21 protein-coding genes are annotated in these 17713 nt (G+C 62.9%); 2 read left to right on the top strand and 19 right to left on the bottom strand.

What is annotated here, in order from left to right; all coding sequences use genetic code 11:
* Positions 1–2: 2 nt before the first annotated feature.
* Genes nuoK through ACQY80_RS16135 form a run of 16 tightly spaced genes read right to left on the bottom strand, consistent with a single transcriptional unit; the run spans position 3 to position 12226 of the window.
* Entirely contained in the window at positions 3–308 is a 306-nt protein-coding gene (gene nuoK, locus ACQY80_RS16210) for an NADH-quinone oxidoreductase subunit NuoK (RefSeq protein ID WP_003051614.1), read from the bottom strand.
* Complete coding sequence (locus tag ACQY80_RS16205; protein WP_428681670.1) at positions 305–916, bottom strand: NADH-quinone oxidoreductase subunit J; 612 nt, start codon at positions 914–916, stop codon at positions 305–307. Before ACQY80_RS16205 ends, nuoK begins: the two co-directional genes overlap by 4 nt.
* Positions 917–928: 12 nt before the next feature.
* Positions 929–1417: an NADH-quinone oxidoreductase subunit NuoI gene (gene nuoI / locus ACQY80_RS16200; RefSeq protein WP_428681668.1), complete on the bottom strand. Its 489-nt coding sequence runs from the start codon at positions 1415–1417 to the stop codon at positions 929–931.
* Positions 1414–2499: an NADH-quinone oxidoreductase subunit NuoH gene (gene nuoH, locus ACQY80_RS16195; protein ID WP_428681666.1), complete on the bottom strand. Its 1086-nt coding sequence runs from the start codon at positions 2497–2499 to the stop codon at positions 1414–1416. Before nuoH ends, nuoI begins: the two co-directional genes overlap by 4 nt.
* Positions 2496–4508, bottom strand: a complete 2013-nt coding sequence (gene nuoG, locus ACQY80_RS16190) for an NADH-quinone oxidoreductase subunit NuoG (protein ID WP_428681664.1) — start codon at positions 4506–4508, stop codon at positions 2496–2498. Before nuoG ends, nuoH begins: the two co-directional genes overlap by 4 nt.
* A 2-nt stretch (positions 4509–4510) precedes the next feature.
* Positions 4511–5212: a hypothetical protein gene (locus ACQY80_RS16185; protein ID WP_428681662.1), complete on the bottom strand. Its 702-nt coding sequence runs from the start codon at positions 5210–5212 to the stop codon at positions 4511–4513.
* Entirely contained in the window at positions 5212–5883 is a 672-nt protein-coding gene (locus ACQY80_RS16180) for a hypothetical protein (protein ID WP_428681660.1), read from the bottom strand. Before ACQY80_RS16180 ends, ACQY80_RS16185 begins: the two co-directional genes overlap by 1 nt.
* Before the next feature lie 59 nt (positions 5884–5942).
* Positions 5943–6644 carry a hypothetical protein gene (locus tag ACQY80_RS16175; RefSeq protein ID WP_428681658.1) on the bottom strand — a complete coding sequence of 234 codons (702 nt, stop codon included), beginning with the start codon at positions 6642–6644 and terminating at the stop codon, positions 5943–5945.
* The gene (gene nuoF, locus ACQY80_RS16170; RefSeq protein ID WP_428681656.1) at positions 6641–7930 is read right to left on the bottom strand and encodes an NADH-quinone oxidoreductase subunit NuoF; all 1290 of its coding nucleotides are present in this window, start codon (positions 7928–7930) and stop codon (positions 6641–6643) included. The genes ACQY80_RS16175 and nuoF overlap by 4 nt, the downstream gene beginning before the upstream one ends.
* Positions 7930–8109 (bottom strand): hypothetical protein, encoded by a 180-nt coding sequence (locus ACQY80_RS16165; RefSeq protein WP_428681654.1) that lies wholly within the window; start codon positions 8107–8109, stop codon positions 7930–7932. The genes nuoF and ACQY80_RS16165 overlap by 1 nt, the downstream gene beginning before the upstream one ends.
* The gene (locus ACQY80_RS16160; protein ID WP_428681652.1) at positions 8109–8777 is read right to left on the bottom strand and encodes a complex I 24 kDa subunit family protein; all 669 of its coding nucleotides are present in this window, start codon (positions 8775–8777) and stop codon (positions 8109–8111) included. Before ACQY80_RS16160 ends, ACQY80_RS16165 begins: the two co-directional genes overlap by 1 nt.
* A gap of 3 nt (positions 8778–8780) precedes the next feature.
* Positions 8781–9131 carry a hypothetical protein gene (locus tag ACQY80_RS16155; RefSeq protein WP_428681650.1) on the bottom strand — a complete coding sequence of 117 codons (351 nt, stop codon included), beginning with the start codon at positions 9129–9131 and terminating at the stop codon, positions 8781–8783.
* On the bottom strand, positions 9128–10345 hold the full coding sequence (locus ACQY80_RS16150; protein WP_428685901.1) for an NADH-quinone oxidoreductase subunit D: 1218 nt from the start codon (positions 10343–10345) through the stop codon (positions 9128–9130). Before ACQY80_RS16150 ends, ACQY80_RS16155 begins: the two co-directional genes overlap by 4 nt.
* 35 nt (positions 10346–10380) lie before the next feature.
* Positions 10381–11301, bottom strand: coding sequence for an NADH-quinone oxidoreductase subunit C (locus tag ACQY80_RS16145; RefSeq protein ID WP_428681648.1), 921 nt, complete (start codon positions 11299–11301; stop codon positions 10381–10383).
* The gene (locus tag ACQY80_RS16140; protein WP_428685899.1) at positions 11301–11834 is read right to left on the bottom strand and encodes a NuoB/complex I 20 kDa subunit family protein; all 534 of its coding nucleotides are present in this window, start codon (positions 11832–11834) and stop codon (positions 11301–11303) included. The genes ACQY80_RS16145 and ACQY80_RS16140 overlap by 1 nt, the downstream gene beginning before the upstream one ends.
* 17 nt (positions 11835–11851) lie before the next feature.
* On the bottom strand, positions 11852–12226 hold the full coding sequence (locus ACQY80_RS16135) for an NADH-quinone oxidoreductase subunit A (protein WP_428681646.1): 375 nt from the start codon (positions 12224–12226) through the stop codon (positions 11852–11854).
* A 215-nt stretch (positions 12227–12441) separates the two neighbouring features.
* Between ACQY80_RS16135 and ACQY80_RS16130 the strand changes: the two genes are divergently transcribed.
* Together ACQY80_RS16130 and ACQY80_RS16125 are read left to right on the top strand one after the other, a co-directional pair.
* Entirely contained in the window at positions 12442–12924 is a 483-nt protein-coding gene (locus tag ACQY80_RS16130; RefSeq protein ID WP_428681644.1) for a YbjN domain-containing protein, read from the top strand.
* Between the two features lie 59 nt (positions 12925–12983).
* Complete coding sequence (locus ACQY80_RS16125) at positions 12984–13967, top strand: acyl-CoA thioester hydrolase/BAAT C-terminal domain-containing protein (RefSeq protein WP_428681642.1); 984 nt, start codon at positions 12984–12986, stop codon at positions 13965–13967.
* 6 nt (positions 13968–13973) lie between these two features.
* On the opposite strand, the gene ACQY80_RS16120 is transcribed toward ACQY80_RS16125, so the two are convergent.
* From ACQY80_RS16120 to ACQY80_RS16110, 3 genes are all read right to left on the bottom strand, one after another.
* The gene (locus ACQY80_RS16120) at positions 13974–14792 is read right to left on the bottom strand and encodes an inositol monophosphatase family protein (protein WP_428681640.1); all 819 of its coding nucleotides are present in this window, start codon (positions 14790–14792) and stop codon (positions 13974–13976) included.
* A gap of 110 nt (positions 14793–14902) precedes the next feature.
* Positions 14903–15466, bottom strand: a complete 564-nt coding sequence (gene efp, locus ACQY80_RS16115) for an elongation factor P (protein WP_428681638.1) — start codon at positions 15464–15466, stop codon at positions 14903–14905.
* A gap of 106 nt (positions 15467–15572) precedes the next feature.
* A complete protein-coding gene (locus ACQY80_RS16110) occupies positions 15573–17534 on the bottom strand; it encodes an OPT family oligopeptide transporter (protein WP_428681636.1) in 1962 nt (653 codons plus the stop codon).
* Positions 17535–17713 lie beyond the last annotated feature (179 nt).

Genomic DNA, 17713 nt, shown 5'->3' with positions numbered 1-17713 from the left:
GTTTACCCCTTCATCCGGTTGGCATCGTCGACGGCAATGGTGCCGCGGCCGCGGAAGTAAATGACGAGAATGGCAAGACCGATCGCGGCCTCACCCGCAGCGACGGTCAGCACGAACATCGAGAAGACCTGCCCGACAAGATCGCCCAGCGCCGCGCTGAACGCGACGAGGTTGATGTTCACGGCCAGCAGGATGAGCTCGATCGCCATCAGGATGACGATGATATTCTTGCGGTTGATGAAGATGCCGAGCACGCCGAGCGTGAAGAGCACCGCCGAAACGGCGAGATAATGGCCGACCGAAATCACAGTTCCATCCCCTGCCCGACGCCCGGATCGACAAGGCGCGTCGCATCCTCCGGACGGCGACGCACTTGCTGCGAAATATTCTGGGCGCGGACGCCGCCGCGCTGGCGATGCGTCAGCACGATTGCGCCGATCATCGCTACGAGGAGGACGATACCCGCCGCCTCGAACAGGAAGATGTAGCGCGTGTAGAGCAGCTCGCCGATCTGCTGGATATTGCTGGTGTCGGTCGACGCCGGCGCCGCGCGGGCAGCCAGATCGACGCCGCCGGCTTTCCACGCGCCGACAGCGAAGACCAGTTCGGCCGCAAGGATGATCGCGACGAGCGCGCCGAGCGGCAGATAGCGGACGAAACCGGCGCGCAGTTCGGCGAAATCGATGTTGAGCATCATCACGACGAAGAGGAACAATACCGCGACCGCGCCGACATAGACGATGACGAGCAGCATCGCGATAAATTCGGCCCCGACGAGCAGCATCAGTCCCGCCGCGTTGAAGAAGGCGAGGATGAGCCACATGACGCTGTGAACCGGGTTGCGCGCGAAGATCACCATCGCGCCGGAGGCGATGACGAGCGTTGCGAAAAGATAGAAGGCAATGAGCTGAATCATGTGCGCGCGCCCTTATCGATAGGGCGCGTCGGCGGCAAGATTCGCCGCGATCGCGCGTTCCCATTTATCGCCGTTGGCGATGAGCTTGGCCTTGTCATAGAGCAGCTCCTCGCGCGTTTCGGTCGCGAACTCGAAGTTCGGCCCCTCGACGATCGCATCGACCGGGCACGCTTCCTGGCAGAAGCCGCAGTAGATGCATTTGGTCATGTCGATGTCGTAGCGCGTCGTACGGCGGCTACCGTCCTCGCGCGGCTCGGCCTCGATCGTGATCGCCTGCGCCGGGCACACCGCTTCGCACAGCTTGCACGCGATGCAGCGTTCCTCGCCGTTCGGATAGCGACGCAGCGCATGCTCGCCGCGGAAACGCGGCGACAGCGGGTTCTTCTCGAACGGATAGTTGATCGTCGCCTTGGGCTTGAAGAAATATTTGAGCGTGAGGGCATGCGCCTTCACGAACTCCCACAAGGTGAAGCTTTTGACGAGATGTCCAACGTAACTCATGAATACCTCGTCAGCATCAGATAACCGGAGATCAGGAAGACCCAGAAGAGCGAGATCGGCAGGAATATCTTCCAGCCCAGCCGCATCAGCTGGTCATAGCGGTAGCGCGGGACGGTGGCTTTGACCCAGCTGAAGACGAAGAAGAAGAACAGGATCTTCGCGAACAGCCAGGCGATGCCCGGAACCGCATAGAGGATCGGGATATCGAGCGGAGGCAGCCAGCCGCCCCAGAAGAGCACCGCGTTGAGCGTGCACATCAAAAGAACGTTTGCATATTCGCCGAGCCAGAAGAGCGCGAAGCTCATCGACGAATATTCGGTCTGATACCCCGCGACGAGCTCCGATTCCGCCTCGGTCAGGTCGAAAGGCGCGCGCGCGGTTTCGGCAAGCGACGAGATCAGGAACATCACCGCGAGCGGGAAGAGGATGGGATAGAAACCAAAGCCCTGGAACAAGCCAAGCGCCGCTCCATCGCCGCCCTGCGCCTTCACAATGTCATTCATGTTGAAGCTGTCGGCGAACAGCACGACGCCGATCAGGATGAAACCGATCGAGACTTCGTAGGAGATCATCTGCGCCGACGCACGGAGCGCCGAGAAGAAGGGATATTTCGAGTTCGACGCCCAGCCTGACAGGATCACGCCATAAACGCCGAGCGACGAGATCGCGAGGATGTAGAGCAGCCCGACGTTGATGTCGGCAAGCACCGCCCCCGAATTGAACGGAATCACCGCCCACGCCATCAACGCGACGGTGAAGGTGATGATCGGCGCGATCAGGAACAGGCCGCGGTTCGCGCCCGACGGGATGATCGTTTCCTGCAGGAACACCTTCAAGCCGTCGGCAAAGCTTTGCAGCAGCCCGAAGGGACCGACGACGTTCGGACCGCGGCGCAGCGCGATCGCGGCCCAGATCTTGCGGTCGGCATAGATGATCATCGCGACCGCGAGCATCAGCGGCAACGCGATCAGCAGGATCCCGCAAATGGTCGCGAGCGCCCACGCCGCCTCATAGGACAGGCCCATGTCCACCCATCCCTTGAACGGGACGTAGAGCATCATCCGCTGGAAAAACTCGGTCATTCCGCGGCCTCCGCATAATCGGCGCCATGGATCAGTTCATCCGAGCAGCGCTGCATCGTCGGCGACGCGCGGCAGATGGCGTTGGTCAGGTAGAAATCCTTGATCGGCGACGGGATCGCGCGCGCTTCGGGCTTTGCGGGCAGCTTGGGAACCGTCCAGCCGTAATCGGCGATGCCCTCGACACCGAGCGCCGGCACTGCGGCGATCATCGCCGCGCGGCATTCGGCGAAGCTGTCGAAACCGACATTGACGCCGAGCGCATCGGCGAGTGCCCGGAAGATGCTCCAGTCCTCGCGCGCGTCACCCGGCGCGAACACCGCGCGTTCGCTACGCTGGACACGGCCTTCGGTGTTGACCGTCGTGAAATCCTTTTCGGTCCACGCGGCCGCCGGCAGGACGACGTCGGCGGCGTGCGCGCCCTTGTCGCCATGATGGCCTACATAGACCTTGAACGTGTCGGCGAAGGCCGAGAAATCGACCTCGTCGGCGCCGAGGAAGAAGGCGAGCTTCGGCTTGGCGGCGATCACGTCCTTGATGCCGCCCGGCAGGCCGTAACCGAGCATCAGCGAGCCCATGCGTGCGGCCGAGAAATGCACAACGTTGAAGCCGTTCCAGCCATCCTTGACCGCATTCACCGCCTTGGCGAGCGCGAGGCCGGCGCCATGGACGCCCGGCACCGACAGCGCGCCGCCGCCGAAGATCAGCATCGGCCGCTCGGCGCCCTTCAGCGCGTCGGCAACATGCTGTGGCAGCTTCGCGACCAGCGAGGCGTCGTCGCCGAGCCACTCGGTCTTGTAGGTGAGGTCGGTTTCGGGGCCGATGGCGAAGACCTTCGCGCCCTTCTTCCACACCGCCTTGCGGATGCGCGTGTTGATCAGCGGCGCTTCCCAGCGAAGGTTGGTGCCGACGAGCAGGATCACGTCGGCGTTTTCGGCCTCGGCAATCGTGGTGTTGAAATTGACCGCCGACAGGCTGGTGACGTCGTAATCGAGCCCGGTCTGGCGCCCCTCGAGCAGGGTGCCGCCGAGCGCGGTGACGAGCGCCTTGGCCGCGAACATCGTTTCGCAATCGGCAAGATCGCCCGCGACGGCTGCGACCGACGAACCCGCCTTCGCGGCCTTGATCGCGGCGAAGGCTTCGGCCCAGCTGGCTTCGACGAGCGCGCCGTCCTTGCGGACGAACGGACGGTCGAGACGGCGGCGGATCAGGCCGTCGACATGGTGGCGGGTCTTGTCGCTCGCCCATTCCTCGTTCACGTCATCGTTGACGCGCGGCAGAACGCGCAGAACCTGACGCCCCCGTGCGTCGATGCGGACGTTGGTGCCGACCGCGTCCATCATGTCGACGCCGAGCGTCTTGGCGAGCTCCCACGGACGCGCTTCGAACGCATAGGGCTTCGACGTCAGCGCGCCGACCGGGCACAGATCGACGACATTGCCGCTGAGTTCGCTCGCAACCGCGCGTTCGAGATAGGAGGTGATCTGCATATTCTCGCCGCGATAGATCGCGCCGATATCCTCGACGCCCGCAACTTCCTCCGCAAAGCGGACGCAGCGCGTGCACTGGATGCAACGGGTCATGACCGTCTTGACGATCGGCCCCATATATTTCTCGGTCACCGCGCGCTTGTTTTCGTCATAGCGCGACGCGCCGCGGCCATAGGCGACCGACTGGTCCTGAAGATCGCATTCGCCGCCCTGATCGCAGATCGGGCAGTCGAGCGGGTGGTTGATGAGGAGAAACTCCATCACCCCTTCGCGCGCCTTCTTTACCATCGGGCTGTCGGTCTTGATGATCTGGCCTTCGGCAGCAGGCAGCGCGCAGCTCGCCTGCGGCTTCGGCGGGCCCGGCGCGACTTCGACCAGACACATGCGGCAATTGCCGGCGATCGACAGACGTTCATGGTAGCAGAAACGGGGAATTTCCTTCCCCGCCATCTCGCAAGCCTGCAAGACGGTCGCGCCCTGCGGGACGTCGAGTTCTACGCCATCTACGGTTACTTTAGGCATCGTCAGTCCTTGGCTGCTATCATCGGCTGACTAGCGCCGACCGATAGCCGATAAAGTGCCTCTCCGATCACGCCGCGCAGGACGGATTTGGAAAAGTTCAATTCGGATCCTTCAAATACGCAGCCGCTCATCGCCGGTACGATCTGGGTAAAGGCTGTGCTTTCGCTCTTGCTCGCCACCGCGCTCAAGACGAGCACCCGAGATTCTTGTGGCGCCTTGCGCACCGTGCAGTCGGCGATCTGACGAATAACAACACGCGACTGCGCCGTGCCATTGGCCTTGATGTCTTCGCCTGCCGCATAGTCGATTGCCGGAATTGCGGCAAAGTCGACCGGTCCGTCCTTCAGAAACTTCTTCCGGTAAAGCACGTCATAAACACCGCTGCGGAACAGGGATTCGCTAAATCGCATCTCGCCGGTCGAAAGGCACCTGTCCACGGCCAGCGAGTTTGCGCTTTTGTGCGCCGCCTTGGAGCCCGGGAAAGTCGCCAAATACAGCTCGACACGATCTCGGCCGCTGTCCACGACACATTCCGCGTAGCGATACATCGCCACCCGCGCCTGATCATCCTTGGTCCCGTATCCGCTGTCCGGAACTTGGGCAGGCGAAGGACCGATACGCGTTCCCGTACTTTGCGCCAGCGCTGCCGGGATGATCGCGAACGTGCCCAATAAAGTGGCCGCGAAAATTGCCAGTGGGCGCATTATTCAGATGCTCCCTTCATGCCCCGGGCGAACCGGGTCCAGAGACCATCCGCTGCGAACGCGCGGACATTTGCCGTGTTGAGCGACAGCGTCTGCCCGCGCACCAGACAGGCGCCGAGCGACGGCGCCATGGCGCGTGCCGCCTGCTTTTCCTCATCGCTGCCCGGCATGGTCCGAAGCAACGCATCGGCGCCCGCGGTGTCGCGGAACACCAGGCAGTCGGCGAACAGGCCGAGCGAGCGCGCCGTGGTGGCGCCCTCGGTCATGTAGCGGCGGTTCGCCGCTTCGGTCGCATCCGCCGGCATCGCCGGAACCTGCTTGAAGCGCGCGAGATAGGCTTCCTCGAGCATCAGCGACCGGAAGGCGCTGTTCGACATGCTGAGCTGGCGCCGTTCGGACACGGCCGAGTTCAGCCCGCCGCAGAAATTATCCTTACCGATCGCCTGCCAGAAGCGTTCCTGGCTCTCGCCTGCCCCGAAATATTCGATCCCCTCGGGATCGCTGTTTTCGAGCAGCTTGTCGACCCGGTCGGGAAGCCGGCTATAGACGCAGCGTCCGAAATTCTTGCGCTCGATCCCCGCCTCGCGCGGATTGACCTCGGTCGGCTTCTTGAGGAAGCGCGTGCCGATCTGTGCTTCGGGCTGCATGCCGCCGCTGGCGGGTTTCGCCATCGCGGACATAGCCGCCGCGCAGGCCAAAAGCGCTGCAAAGACAGAGGCGTGGCGCGCGATCATCCTGCTGCACCATCCGCGCTCGTCACCGCGAGGCGATAGGACGCCAGAGCAAGCAAGGCGCGCAGTCCGGGACGATTGGTCCGGAACTGGGTTCCTTCCTTGATGCAACCCGACAGCTGCGGCGCAAGCGCCTGCATTGCGACCTTCTCGGCGTCACTCATGACTTCCGTGCGAAACAGCGCGGCGCTTTCACCCGGCGCCCGCATGACTACGCACAGCGAAATCGCCTCGGTCGTGCTGCGCGCGGCGATAGGGGTAGCCGTACGGTCACGCCCGAGTTCGGTCGCCAGCGCAGGGCCGGTAAATTTGCCGGTCAGCAGATGTTCGGCCAGATTGCCCGCGAATATGAGACCACCGAAGCTGAGCCTGCCGCCGGGCGTGATGCAGCGATCATGACCCTTTGAAATCTTGCGAATATCGTCCTGATATTCCTTGCTCCGATAATCCTTCGCGAGCAGCTTGGTCGCGCCGGCACTATTGAGTTCGACGACGCAGCCCGCGAAATTATACATCGCCTGCGCGGCGATCGGCTCGATCTCGGGCGCCGTATCCTCGGCCTTGTCCCTGCCGCGCGCGGCATCGGCGCGGACCATCGCGTCCTGGGGATTGGCGTTGGCGGCATTGACTTCGCGCTGCGCCATGGCGGGAGAGATCGCCAGCGTCGTGCCGGCAAGCAGAACCAGAAGCTTCGTCTTCATTCGGCTGCCTCCATCACTCCGCCATTCTCGCGGATGCGGCGTTCGATTTCGGGTCGAAAATGCTTGATGAGGCCCTGGATCGGCCATGCGGCGGCATCGCCGAGCGCGCAGATGGTGTGGCCTTCGACCTGCTTGGTGACGTCGTAGAGCGTGTCGATCTCGCTGATGTCGGCGTCGCCGGTGCGCAGCCGCTCCATCACGCGCCACATCCAGCCGGTGCCCTCGCGGCACGGCGTGCACTGGCCGCAGCTTTCATGCTTGTAGAAATAGCTAATACGGCTGATCGCCTGCACAACGTCGGTCGACTTGTCCATCACGATCGCGGCAGCGGTGCCGAGGCCCGAACCGACGGCCTTCAGCCCGTCGAAGTCCATCGGCGCGTCCATAATCTCGGCCGCGGGAACAAGCGGGACCGACGAGCCGCCCGGGATCACCGCGAGCAGATTATCCCAGCCGCCGCGAATGCCGCCGCAATGCTTGTCGATCAGCTCGCGGAAGGTGATGCCCATCTCTTCCTCGACGACGCACGGGCGTTCGACATGGCCCGAGATCTGGAAGAGCTTGGTACCCTTGTTATTTTCGCGCCCGAAGGACGAAAACCACGATGCGCCGCGTCGCAGGATCGTCGGGACGACCGCGATGCTCTCGACATTGTTCACTGTCGTCGGACAACCATAGAGGCCTGCGCCTGCCGGGAACGGCGGCTTGAGGCGCGGCTGGCCCTTCTTGCCCTCGAGGCTTTCAATCATCGCGGTTTCTTCGCCGCAAATGTACGCGCCAGCGCCGCGATGGACAAAGACGTCGAAGTCGTAACCCGATTTCGCCGCATTCTTGCCGAGCAAGCCGGCGTCATATGCCTCCTGCACCGCCGCGAAGAGCGTTTCGGCCTCGCGGATGAACTCGCCGCGAATATAGATGTACGCGGCGCGCGCGCGCATCGCGAAGCCCGCGATCAATGCGCCTTCGATCAGCTTGTGCGGATCGTGGCGGATGATTTCGCGGTCCTTGCACGAACCCGGCTCGGATTCATCGGCGTTGATGACGAGGAAGCTGGGGCGGTCGGCCCGCGGCTCCTTCGGCATGAAGCTCCACTTGAGCCCCGTGGGAAAACCTGCGCCACCACGGCCACGCAGACCCGACGCCTTGATCTCCTCGATGATCGCGTCCTGGCCGCGCTTCATCAGGTCTTTCGTCTTGTCCCAATCGCCGCGCGCCTGCGCGGATTTGAGGTTCCACGGCTGGAAGCCATAGAGATTGGTAAAGATGCGATCCTTGTCGGCGAGCATCAGCGGCGCCCCTTTCCGAACAGGCGTTCACCCGCGAAATAGATCGCGAGAACGATCGCAACGACCAGCGCGATCTGCGCCACGTTGATCGCGACCTTTGCCGCGAACGCCATCACTACGCACGCAACGATCACGAAGACGAGCAATATGATCAGGTGAAGAATCTTTTGCAGGTCCATCACCAGTCCTTCCGGTAATCATGGTTGGCCTTGACCATCTCTTTCAGCGTCGTCGGGCCGCCTTCGGGCTCGCTGGTGTGACGCTTGGCATTTTGCGTACCGGCCTTCGGCGTCTTGCCCGCGGCAAGATCGTCGAGCAGGCGAACCGTGCTGTCGTAATCAAGGTCTTCGTAATTATCGTCGTTGATCTGGACCATCGGCGCGTTGGTGCAGGTGCCCATGCACTCGACTTCGGTCAGCGTGAACAGGCCGTCGGGCGTGGTCTTGCCCTTGGTCATGCCACGGTTCTTGCACGCCGCCATAACGTCGTCCGAGCCGCGCAGCAGGCACGGCGTCGTCCCGCAGACCTGCACGTGATAGCGGCCGACCGGCGCCATATTGTACATGGTATAGAAGGTCGCGACCTCATAGGCGCGGATGAACGGCATATCGAGCTGGGCCGCGACATATTCGATCACCGGCACGGGAAGCCAGCCCTGCGTCTGCGTCTCGGCACCGACCTGACGCTGCGCAAGGTCGAGCAGCGGCATCACCGCCGAGCGCTGACGCCCCGCCGGATAACGCGCGATGACGATCTTCGCCTGCTCGGCATTTTCCTTGGTCCACGCAAAAGCGCCCCAGCGCGCGCGGACTTCGGCCTCATCGGGAATTTGGGGTGCGTCAGCCATTTGTCACCGTGCCATCGGGCGCTTCACCAACGGTTCGATTTCGACCGAGGTGATTGACGCGTCTGTGAAACTGAGTTGGGTCATCCACGCTTTTTCATCACGGCCAGCGCCGCATTGCCAAAGGATGCGTGTGCGCTGCTTCGTGCTTGTTCCAAGCAGGCTGAATTTACAGGGTTGAAGCGCCTTCAGTTGCGTTGACTGTTCTGGCGTCAAAGAGGGAACGATGCCCGCGCCGACCGGATCGATCCCGCGCGTGACGGCGGCCACGAACTTGCGGGCCGTGGTTTCGGCGCTGATCGGCGCTTCCGTTGCGCCTTGTGACGCCATCGCAGCCAAGACCAGAAGGGTGCTCACCGGTCGCACTCCCCGAACACGACGTCGATCGCGCCGATGATCGCGGTCGTGTCGGCGAGCATATGGCCCTTGCACATGAAGTCCATCGCCTGGAGATGGCTGAACGCCGTCGGGCGGATCTTGCAGCGGTACGGCTTGTTGGTGCCGTCGCTGACCAGGTAGACGCCGAATTCGCCCTTCGGGCTTTCGGTCGCTACGTAAACTTCACCCGCGGGAACGTGGAAACCCTCGGTATAAAGCTTGAAGTGATGGATCAGCGACTCCATCGACTGCTTCATCTCGCCACGCTTCGGCGGCACGACCTTCCGATCGAGGCTGGCGATCGGTCCGGTCGGCATCTCGTTGATGCACTGCAGGATGATACGCGCCGATTGATAGACTTCCTGCACCCGGACCATGAAGCGATCATAACAATCGCCGCGCGTTCCGACGGGAATGTCGAAGTTCATCTTCGCATAGGCGTCATAGGGCTGCGACTTGCGCAGATCCCATGCGATTCCGCTGCCGCGGATCATCGGACCCGAGAAACCCCAGGCCAGCGCGTCTTCCTTGCTCACCGTCGCGATGTCGACGTTGCGCTGCTTGAAGATACGGTTGTCGATGACCAGGCTCATCGCGTCGCCGAACAGCTTGGGTAGCCGCGTTTCGCACCACTGGCCGATGTCATAGAGCAGCTTTTCCGGCACATCCTGATGGACGCCGCCCGGGCGAAAATAAGCCGAGTGCATGCGTGCGCCCGAGGCGCGTTCGAAGAAGTTGAGGCAATCCTCACGCAGCTCGAAAATCCAAAGGTTCGGCGTCATCGCGCCGACGTCCATGACGTGCGACCCGATGTTGAGCATGTGGTTGCAGATGCGCGTCAGCTCGGCGAACATCGTGCGCAGATATTGCGCGCGGTCGGGCACTTCGAGATCGAGCAGCTTCTCGATCGCGAGGACATAGCTGTGCTCCATACCGAGCGGCGAGCAATAGTCGAGCCGGTCGAAATAGGGCAAAGCCTGCAGATAGGTCTTGTATTCGATCAGCTTTTCGGTGCCGCGATGCAGCAGCCCGACGTGCGGATCGACGCGCTCGATGATTTCGCCGTCGAGCTCCATCACCATGCGCAGCACGCCATGCGCCGCGGGGTGCTGCGGGCCGAAGTTGATCGTGTAGTTGGTGACCGCCTGATCGCCCGCGGTGTCCGCGGTATCGACCGGATAGCCTTCGAACATGTCGCTGCCGTGGTGCTTGACCTGAGGAGAGTCGGTCATGCGTCACCTCCTGCTTTGGGCTTGCGCGGTGCGCGCGGTTTCGCGGGAGCCTTTGCCTTGGCGGGCGCCTTTTCGGCGCTCTTGGTCGCGGGGGTCTTGGCCTTCGCGGCAGAGGTCGCCTTGGCGCCGTCGCGGCTCGTCTTCGCGGCCTTCAGATTCGTCTTCGCGCCCGCGCCCGTCTGCTCGGGCTTGTCGGTGGTCTTGGGCGTCGGCGCCGGCGCTTTCTTTTCGGCCTTGTCGTCGGCCGTCTTGACCGCCTGTGCGGTCATCGGCGTCGGGGCACCCTTGCCCGGGGCTTCGCCCGTGCCGCCGGCCTTCTCATCGCCCGGCAGGATATAATCGGCGCCTTCCCACGGGCTGAGGAAGTCGAAGCTGCGGAAGTCCTGCGCCAGCTTCACCGGCTCATAGACGACGCGCTTGTCCTCTTCCGAATAACGCAGCTCGATATAGCCGGTCAGCGGGAAGTCCTTGCGTTGCGGATGCCCCTGGAAACCATAGTCGGTCAGGATACGGCGGAGGTCGGGGTTGCCCGCGAACAGCACGCCATACATGTCGAACACTTCGCGTTCGAGCCAGCCGGCGACCGGCCACACGGGCACGATGCTCGGAACCGGCGTTGCTTCGTCAGTGCAGACGCGGACGCGCAGACGATGGTTCTTCGTCACGCTGAGCAGATGATAGACGACCTCGAAGCGCTCGGCGCGTTCGGGATAATCGACCCCGGCGATTTCCATCAGCTGCTGATAATCGAGTTCGTCGCGCAGCATGACCATCACGCCGGCAATCGCCTCGCGGCGCACCGTGATGCTGTCCTCACCGACCGTGAAGGCATGCTCGATCAGGTCGCCGCCAAGCAGCTTGTGCAGCGCCGGAGCGATACCGTCGCGCGGCGCGATCAGGGGAGCGGGACTGGCCATCAGCGTTCGATCGTCCCGGTGCGGCGGATTTTCCGCTGCAACTGCATCACGCCATACAGCAAGGCTTCGGCAGTCGGGGGGCAGCCTGGGACATAGATGTCCACGGGCACGATACGGTCACAGCCGCGCACCACCGAATAGCTGTAATGATAATAGCCGCCGCCATTGGCGCAGCTGCCCATCGAGATGACGTACTTGGGGTTCGACATCTGGTCGTAGACGCGGCGAAGCGCCGGAGCCATCTTGTTGCAGAGCGTGCCCGCGACGATCATCACGTCCGACTGGCGCGGCGATGCGCGCGGCGCCACACCGAAGCGTTCCATGTCGTAGCGCGGCATATTGACGTGGATCATCTCGACCGCGCAGCAAGCGAGACCGAAGGTCATCCACCACAGCGAGCCGGTGCGTGCCCAGTTGAACAGATCCTCGGTCGAGGTGACGAGGAAACCCTTGTCGCCGACTTCGCTGTTGAGGTCGTCGAAAAAGCCCTGATCCGGGTTCGTTCCCGGGGCGACCGGCATCTGGCCGGGCATGATGATGCTGGAAGTATTCATTCCCAATCCAACGCGCCTTTTTTCCACGCATACACAAGGCCGATCGCGAGTTCGGCAAGAAAGATCATCATGGTGGCCCAGCCGGCCCAGCCGATTTCCTTGAGGCTCACCGCCCAGGGAAAAAGAAAGGCCGCTTCGAGGTCGAAGATGATGAAGAGAATGGCGACGAGGTAGAAACGCACGTCGAACTGACTGCGCGCGTCTTCAAATGCAGGAAAACCGCATTCATACTCGCTGAGCTTTGCCGGGTCGGGCTTGTGCGCGCCGGTCAGACGGGCAACGCCCATAGGCAGGAATACGAAGGCCGAGGACAGGCCAACGGCGATGACCAGAAAGATCAGGATCGGCAGATATTGCGTCAGGTCGACCATGGGAGCTCGCAGTCTGTTTTAAGGTGTTTGCCACCCGTTGTTGCGGGCGCTTTAGGCCAGTCAGCCGCCCCCCGCAAGCACCGCGGGCAGGAAATTCGTTGCCGTTGTGACCAAAAGCATAAGGAGCGCTGGTCGGGCCCGCTATCGCTGTGTTACGCCGTCCTTACGGGTCGGCATTCGGGGCGTTTCCGCCTGCTTTATACTGGGGATATCCTATGCGTAATTTTTCCGTCCGGGCTGCGCTGGCTTTGGGAGCCGCGCTCGTATTTTCCGCCACGCCGGCCCATGCCGAGCTGGTCAATGCGAAAAACCCCGCGACGATCAAGGCGATCGTCGAGTCGCAGGGCTGGCCCGCCACGCTGGTCACCAAGGCCGGCGACGATCCCTATATCGAGAGCACGCGCAACGGGCTCAAATTCCTGATCCTGTTCATGAACTGCGACGACAACAAGAATTGCAAGACGCTGCAATATTACATGGGCTTCAACGATGCGAAAAATGTGTCGTTCGAGCGGCTCAACGAATGGAACAAGGAAAAGCGCTTTGCCCGCGCCTATCGCGACGATGAGGGCGATCCGGTGCTGGAGATGGACGTGGACGTCGATTTCTCCGGCATCCCGCGCGAGAATATCGGCGAGACCTTCAACACCTGGGCCTCGCTGATGGATAGCTATCGCGAGTTCATTTACGAGAAGTGAGCGATAGCTGTTGCCTTGCTGTATTAATTCACTAAAACAGCAAGGCAACAGGAGGCCCTATGATCCTTTCGATCTTCGCTGCACCCTTGCTGGCGCTCGCGACGCCCGCCACGACCACGGAGGCCCAAACCTCGCCGGCTTCGGTGGCCATTGAGGAGCACGAGATCGAGGGCTTTCCGCACGCACGCATCTATCGCCTGCCCGGCAAGGACGCCCGCCCCGTGCTCGTAATCCTTCCGGGCGCCGAAGGCGGCGATGGCGCTGGCAAGCGGTTCGGACCTATCCTGGCACGGCTTGGTTATGCCGCAGTCAGCCTGCCCTATTATTCGCCGAACTGGGGCAGCTATGGACCGCCGCCCGAATTTACGGACCTTCCGGGAAGCTTTATCGACATTCGCGTCGACCAGTTTGGCACCCTCAGGGCCGAGCTGTCAAAAATGCCGGGTGTCGACACCGGCAAAATCGGGATCTTCGCCGGATCCAAGGGCTCCGAGTTCGCGCTGATTGCCGCGAGCCGCTACCCGTGGATCAAGGCCGTCGTCGCCTATGCCCCGTCCGATCTGGTCTGGGAAGGCTGGGGTCTTGAAACGGTAGCGGCCGAAGGCACGCGCTCGTCCTTTTCGTTCGACGGCAAGCCCCTGCCCTTCATGCCCTATCGCGGGTTCGTCGAAGGTCTTCAGCTGGGACCAAAGGCCGACCTTCGCGCGATTCACGAGAATGGTCGCGCCGATCATCCCGACCGCGAAGCTGCTGCACGCATTCCGGTCGAGGCCTATCACGGCAAACTGATGCTCGTTGCCGGAGACGAGGACCATCTGTGGAATTCAGGGCGGATGGCCCGCAATATTGTCGCCACGCGAAAGGCGGCAGGGCTTGATACCGAAGCGCTGATCTATCCCGAGGCCGGTCATGACCTTGGCGGAGCGTCCGCTGAGCCGCGCGACGATCCGCGTGGCGGCGGCACACCTGGCGCGAACGCCAAAGCGCGCGCCGATGCCTGGCCGAAGGTCGTCGCGTTTCTCAATGACGCGCTGAAACCCTGACGAACGTCAGGCGTTGCGAAGCGCGCCCGCGACCAGCTTTTGCAGCTTCGAGTGTACCGCGCCGCTGCCCGCGATGAATTCGCTGCGATCGATTGCGCGGTCGCCGCCGCGAAAGTCGCTGACGAAGCCGCCCGCTTCGCGCACCAGCAGCATACCGGCGGCGACGTCCCAGATGTTGAGGTGACTTTCCCAGAAACCGTCGAAGCGGCCTGCCGCAACCCATGCAAGGTCGAGGCTGGCAGCGCCGAAGCGGCGGATGCCGGCGACTTCGGGCGCAACCGCGCCGAAAATGCGGCTCCACTGCGCCATGTCGCCATGGCCCATGAACGGAATACCGGTCGCAATGAGGCATTCGTTGAGGTGGCGGCGCGAGGCGACGCGCAAGCGCCGGTCGTGCAGCCACGCACCGCGCCCGCGCTCGGCCCAATAGCTTTCGTCGGTGACGGGCTGATAGATCAGCCCTGCGGTTACCTCGCCCCAGCCGCCGCCGGGCTTCGGTTCCTGCACCGCGATCGAGATCGCGAATTGCGGGATTGCGTGGAGAAAGTTCGACGTGCCGTCGAGCGGGTCGATGATGAAGCGCGGCTTGCCGGGCTCGCCCTCGATCTCGCCGGCCTCTTCCATCAGGAAGCCCCAGCCCGGACGGGCGTGGGTCAGCTCGTCATACAGCGTGCGCTCGGCGGCCTGATCGGCCTTGGACACGAAATCGGCCGGCCCCTTTTGCGAGACCTGCAGATGCTCGATCTCGCCGAAGTCGCGGCGCAGTTTCGTGCCGGCCTTGCGCGCGGCGCGTTCCATGACGGTGATGATGCCGGAAAGGGCCATAGTCGTAACTCCCCCCTCCCGCTTGCGGGAGGGGTCGGGGGTGGGCATGATAGGTGGGGCGGGCCTTTCGCCCACCCCTAACCCCTCCCGCAAGCGGGAGGGGAACTTATTCAGTCGGCGCGGCGAACATATTCGCGGTCGTACACATGCACGACGATCTTGGTTCCGCTCGTGATGTGCGGCGGCACCATGACACGCACGCCATTGTCGAGGATCGCGGGCTTGTACGACGAGGATGCCGTCTGGCCCTTCACCACCGCGTCGGCCTCGACGATCGTGGCTTCGATCGTTTCGGGCAGTTCGACCGAAATCGGACGCTCTTCCCAAAGCTCGAGCACGACGTCCATGCCGTCCTGCAGGAATTCATGCGCGTCGCCGACGACGTCCTTGGAGATATTGATCTGCTCGAACGTGTCCTTGTCCATGAACACCAGGTCGTCGCCTTCGGCGTAGAGGAACTGGAAATCCTTGGTGTCGAGACGCACCTTCTCGACTGTGTCCGCGCTGCGGAAACGGTTGTTGAGCTTGCGTCCGTCGATGAGGTTCTTGGCTTCGACCTGCATATAGGCGCCGCCCTTGCCCGGCTGGGTGTGCTGGATCTTGGTGACCTTCCAGATCCCCTTTTCATATTCGATAATATTGCCGGGACGGATTTCAACGCCGGTGATTTTCATCGCGCACACTCGCAGTTCAAGGATGGAAAGAGCCGCCAGCGCATCGCAAAGCGCCGGTCACAGGAGCGCGCCCTTAGCCGCCCCGGCGGCCAAGGGCAAGCGGTGCTTATTCGGCGGGCGTCTCGTTCAGGCGCTTGCGCGTGCGCGAATAGGCGAACCAGCCGAGCGCGGCGAGCAGGCCGAGACCGATAAATTCCGACGCAACCGCAAAATCGGGGCCGACAATCGCGAGCCTGTCTGCGTCGCCCACCGCCGCGACGGTGCCGGCGAACACCAGCCCGTAAAGACTGTCACCGACAACGAGGCCGGTCGCGAGCAATACGCCCATGCGGCGTGCAAACTCGGGGCGCGATTGCCGGTCGGCCATCCTGTTCCACAAATGGCCGACGACCGTGCCGATGATCGTCGGCAATGTCACCGACATCGGCAAATACATGCCCATCGCGATCGCAAGCGGCGGCATCCGCATTTTTCCGGTCTTACCCAGAATCTCGTCGGCGACGATCGCCACTATGCCGATCCCGGCGCCAAGTCCGACCAGATCCCAGCGCAGCGTGCCGCCGAGCACGCCCTGCGCGATCGAGGCGATCAGCGACGCCTGCGGAGCTGCAAGGGCGTTAGGCCCCGCGCCCGGCGCACCCGCGAAACCGAAAGCGGTGTTCAGCAGGTCGAGCACCGGCGGGATGATGAAAGACCCGGCGAGGACGCCCAATACGAGCGCGACCTGCTGCTTCCACGGTGTCGAGCCGACGAGCTGACCGGTCTTGAGATCCTGCAGATTGTCGTTGGCGACGATACCGATCCCGAAGACGAAGGCGGTGACGAACAGCGCGAAGGCGATCAGCGGGGCGCGATCGGCGGCAGCGACCTCTCCACCGAATATTGCCGCGACGAGCACGGACGCGACCAGAATCGACAATATGCCAATCCCCGAAACCGGGCTGTTCGACGTCCCGACGAGCCCGGCCATATAGCCGGTGACGATCGCGGTCGCGACGCCGATGACGAGGATGAAGAGAATGGCAAGCGTCAGCGCTGCGCCGACTTCGCCGGCGAGCGGGCCTCCCTGGACGAAATTCCAGATCAGCAGGCCAATCGGGATCATGAGCAGAAGGCTGGTGCCCGCGACGATCGATCCCGGCAGATCGCGCTCGGTCAATTCCAGCGTCTGACCGCTCTGACGCGCGCGCGCCGCACTCGCGATGCCGCGAAGCCCCTGCACGATCGACCCGGCAATGCGGATCAGCGCCCATATCGCGGCGACCGCGATCGCGCCCGCCCCGACAAAGCGCACTTCCTGACTGAATACGGCGCCGACGACATCGTCGATCGGCCCATCCCGGCCCGCGCTCAGCCACGGCAGCAGCACGAACCACGACAGCGTCGCGCCAATGGCCATTGCAATACCCGTCGCGAGGCCGATGAGATGGCCGACGCCAACGAGGCCGAGCGACATGGTGCCCGCGACGCCGCTGGCTCCTGCGCCGAGCTTGAAATTCTTGGCGACTTCGGCGGCAGCGACCTTGAGCGCGGTCATCACCCCGTAGAAGGCAGCGACCAGCGCGCCGAGGATGATCGTCGACAGGCCGAGGCGGTTTTCGCGCGCTCCTTCATCCCCCGCCATACCGACGCGCAGGATTTCCGCGCCCGCGACGCCTTCGGGATAGGGAAGATCCGAGTTGATGACGAGCGCCCGGCGCAGCGGCACCGACAGCATCACCCCCAGCACACCGCCCGCTGCGCAGGTCAGCATCGTCGTCCAATAGGGGAAGTTCGTCCACCATCCCACGATCACCAAGCCCGGCAGGATGAAAATCATCGTCGCAACCGCGCCCGCGGCGCTGCCGATCGTCTGGACGATATTATTCTCGACCATATTCGATCCGCCGAGCGTGCGCAGCACGGCCATCGAAATCACCGCAGCGGGAATCGCAGTCGAAAAGGTCAGCCCGACCCGCAATCCGAAATAGACGTTCGCTGCGGTGAACAGAAAGGTCAGCAAGCCACCCAGGATGATCGCGCGCAGCGTGAGTTCGCGCATTTCGGTGCCGGTCCGGTCCATAATCATTATCCCCAATCTCTTGGTGCGACATCTCGCGGGCGCCGCTTCTCGAGGCAAGCGAAAACGCGACGAACCGAGGGCGATTTGACGCATCGATCCAATTTCTTCGTCGCAATGCGATTCATAAGCACGTCATGACGATTATCGACCTTCCCGATCAGACCCCACCGCCATCCCGCACGCCG

It is taken from the genome of Sphingopyxis sp., from assembly GCF_965279755.1.
In the GTDB taxonomy this organism is placed as follows: Bacteria; Pseudomonadota; Alphaproteobacteria; order Sphingomonadales; family Sphingomonadaceae; genus Sphingopyxis.
Note: the sequence above shows the minus strand (reverse complement) of the source record. Positions and strands in the feature narration are given on the sequence as shown.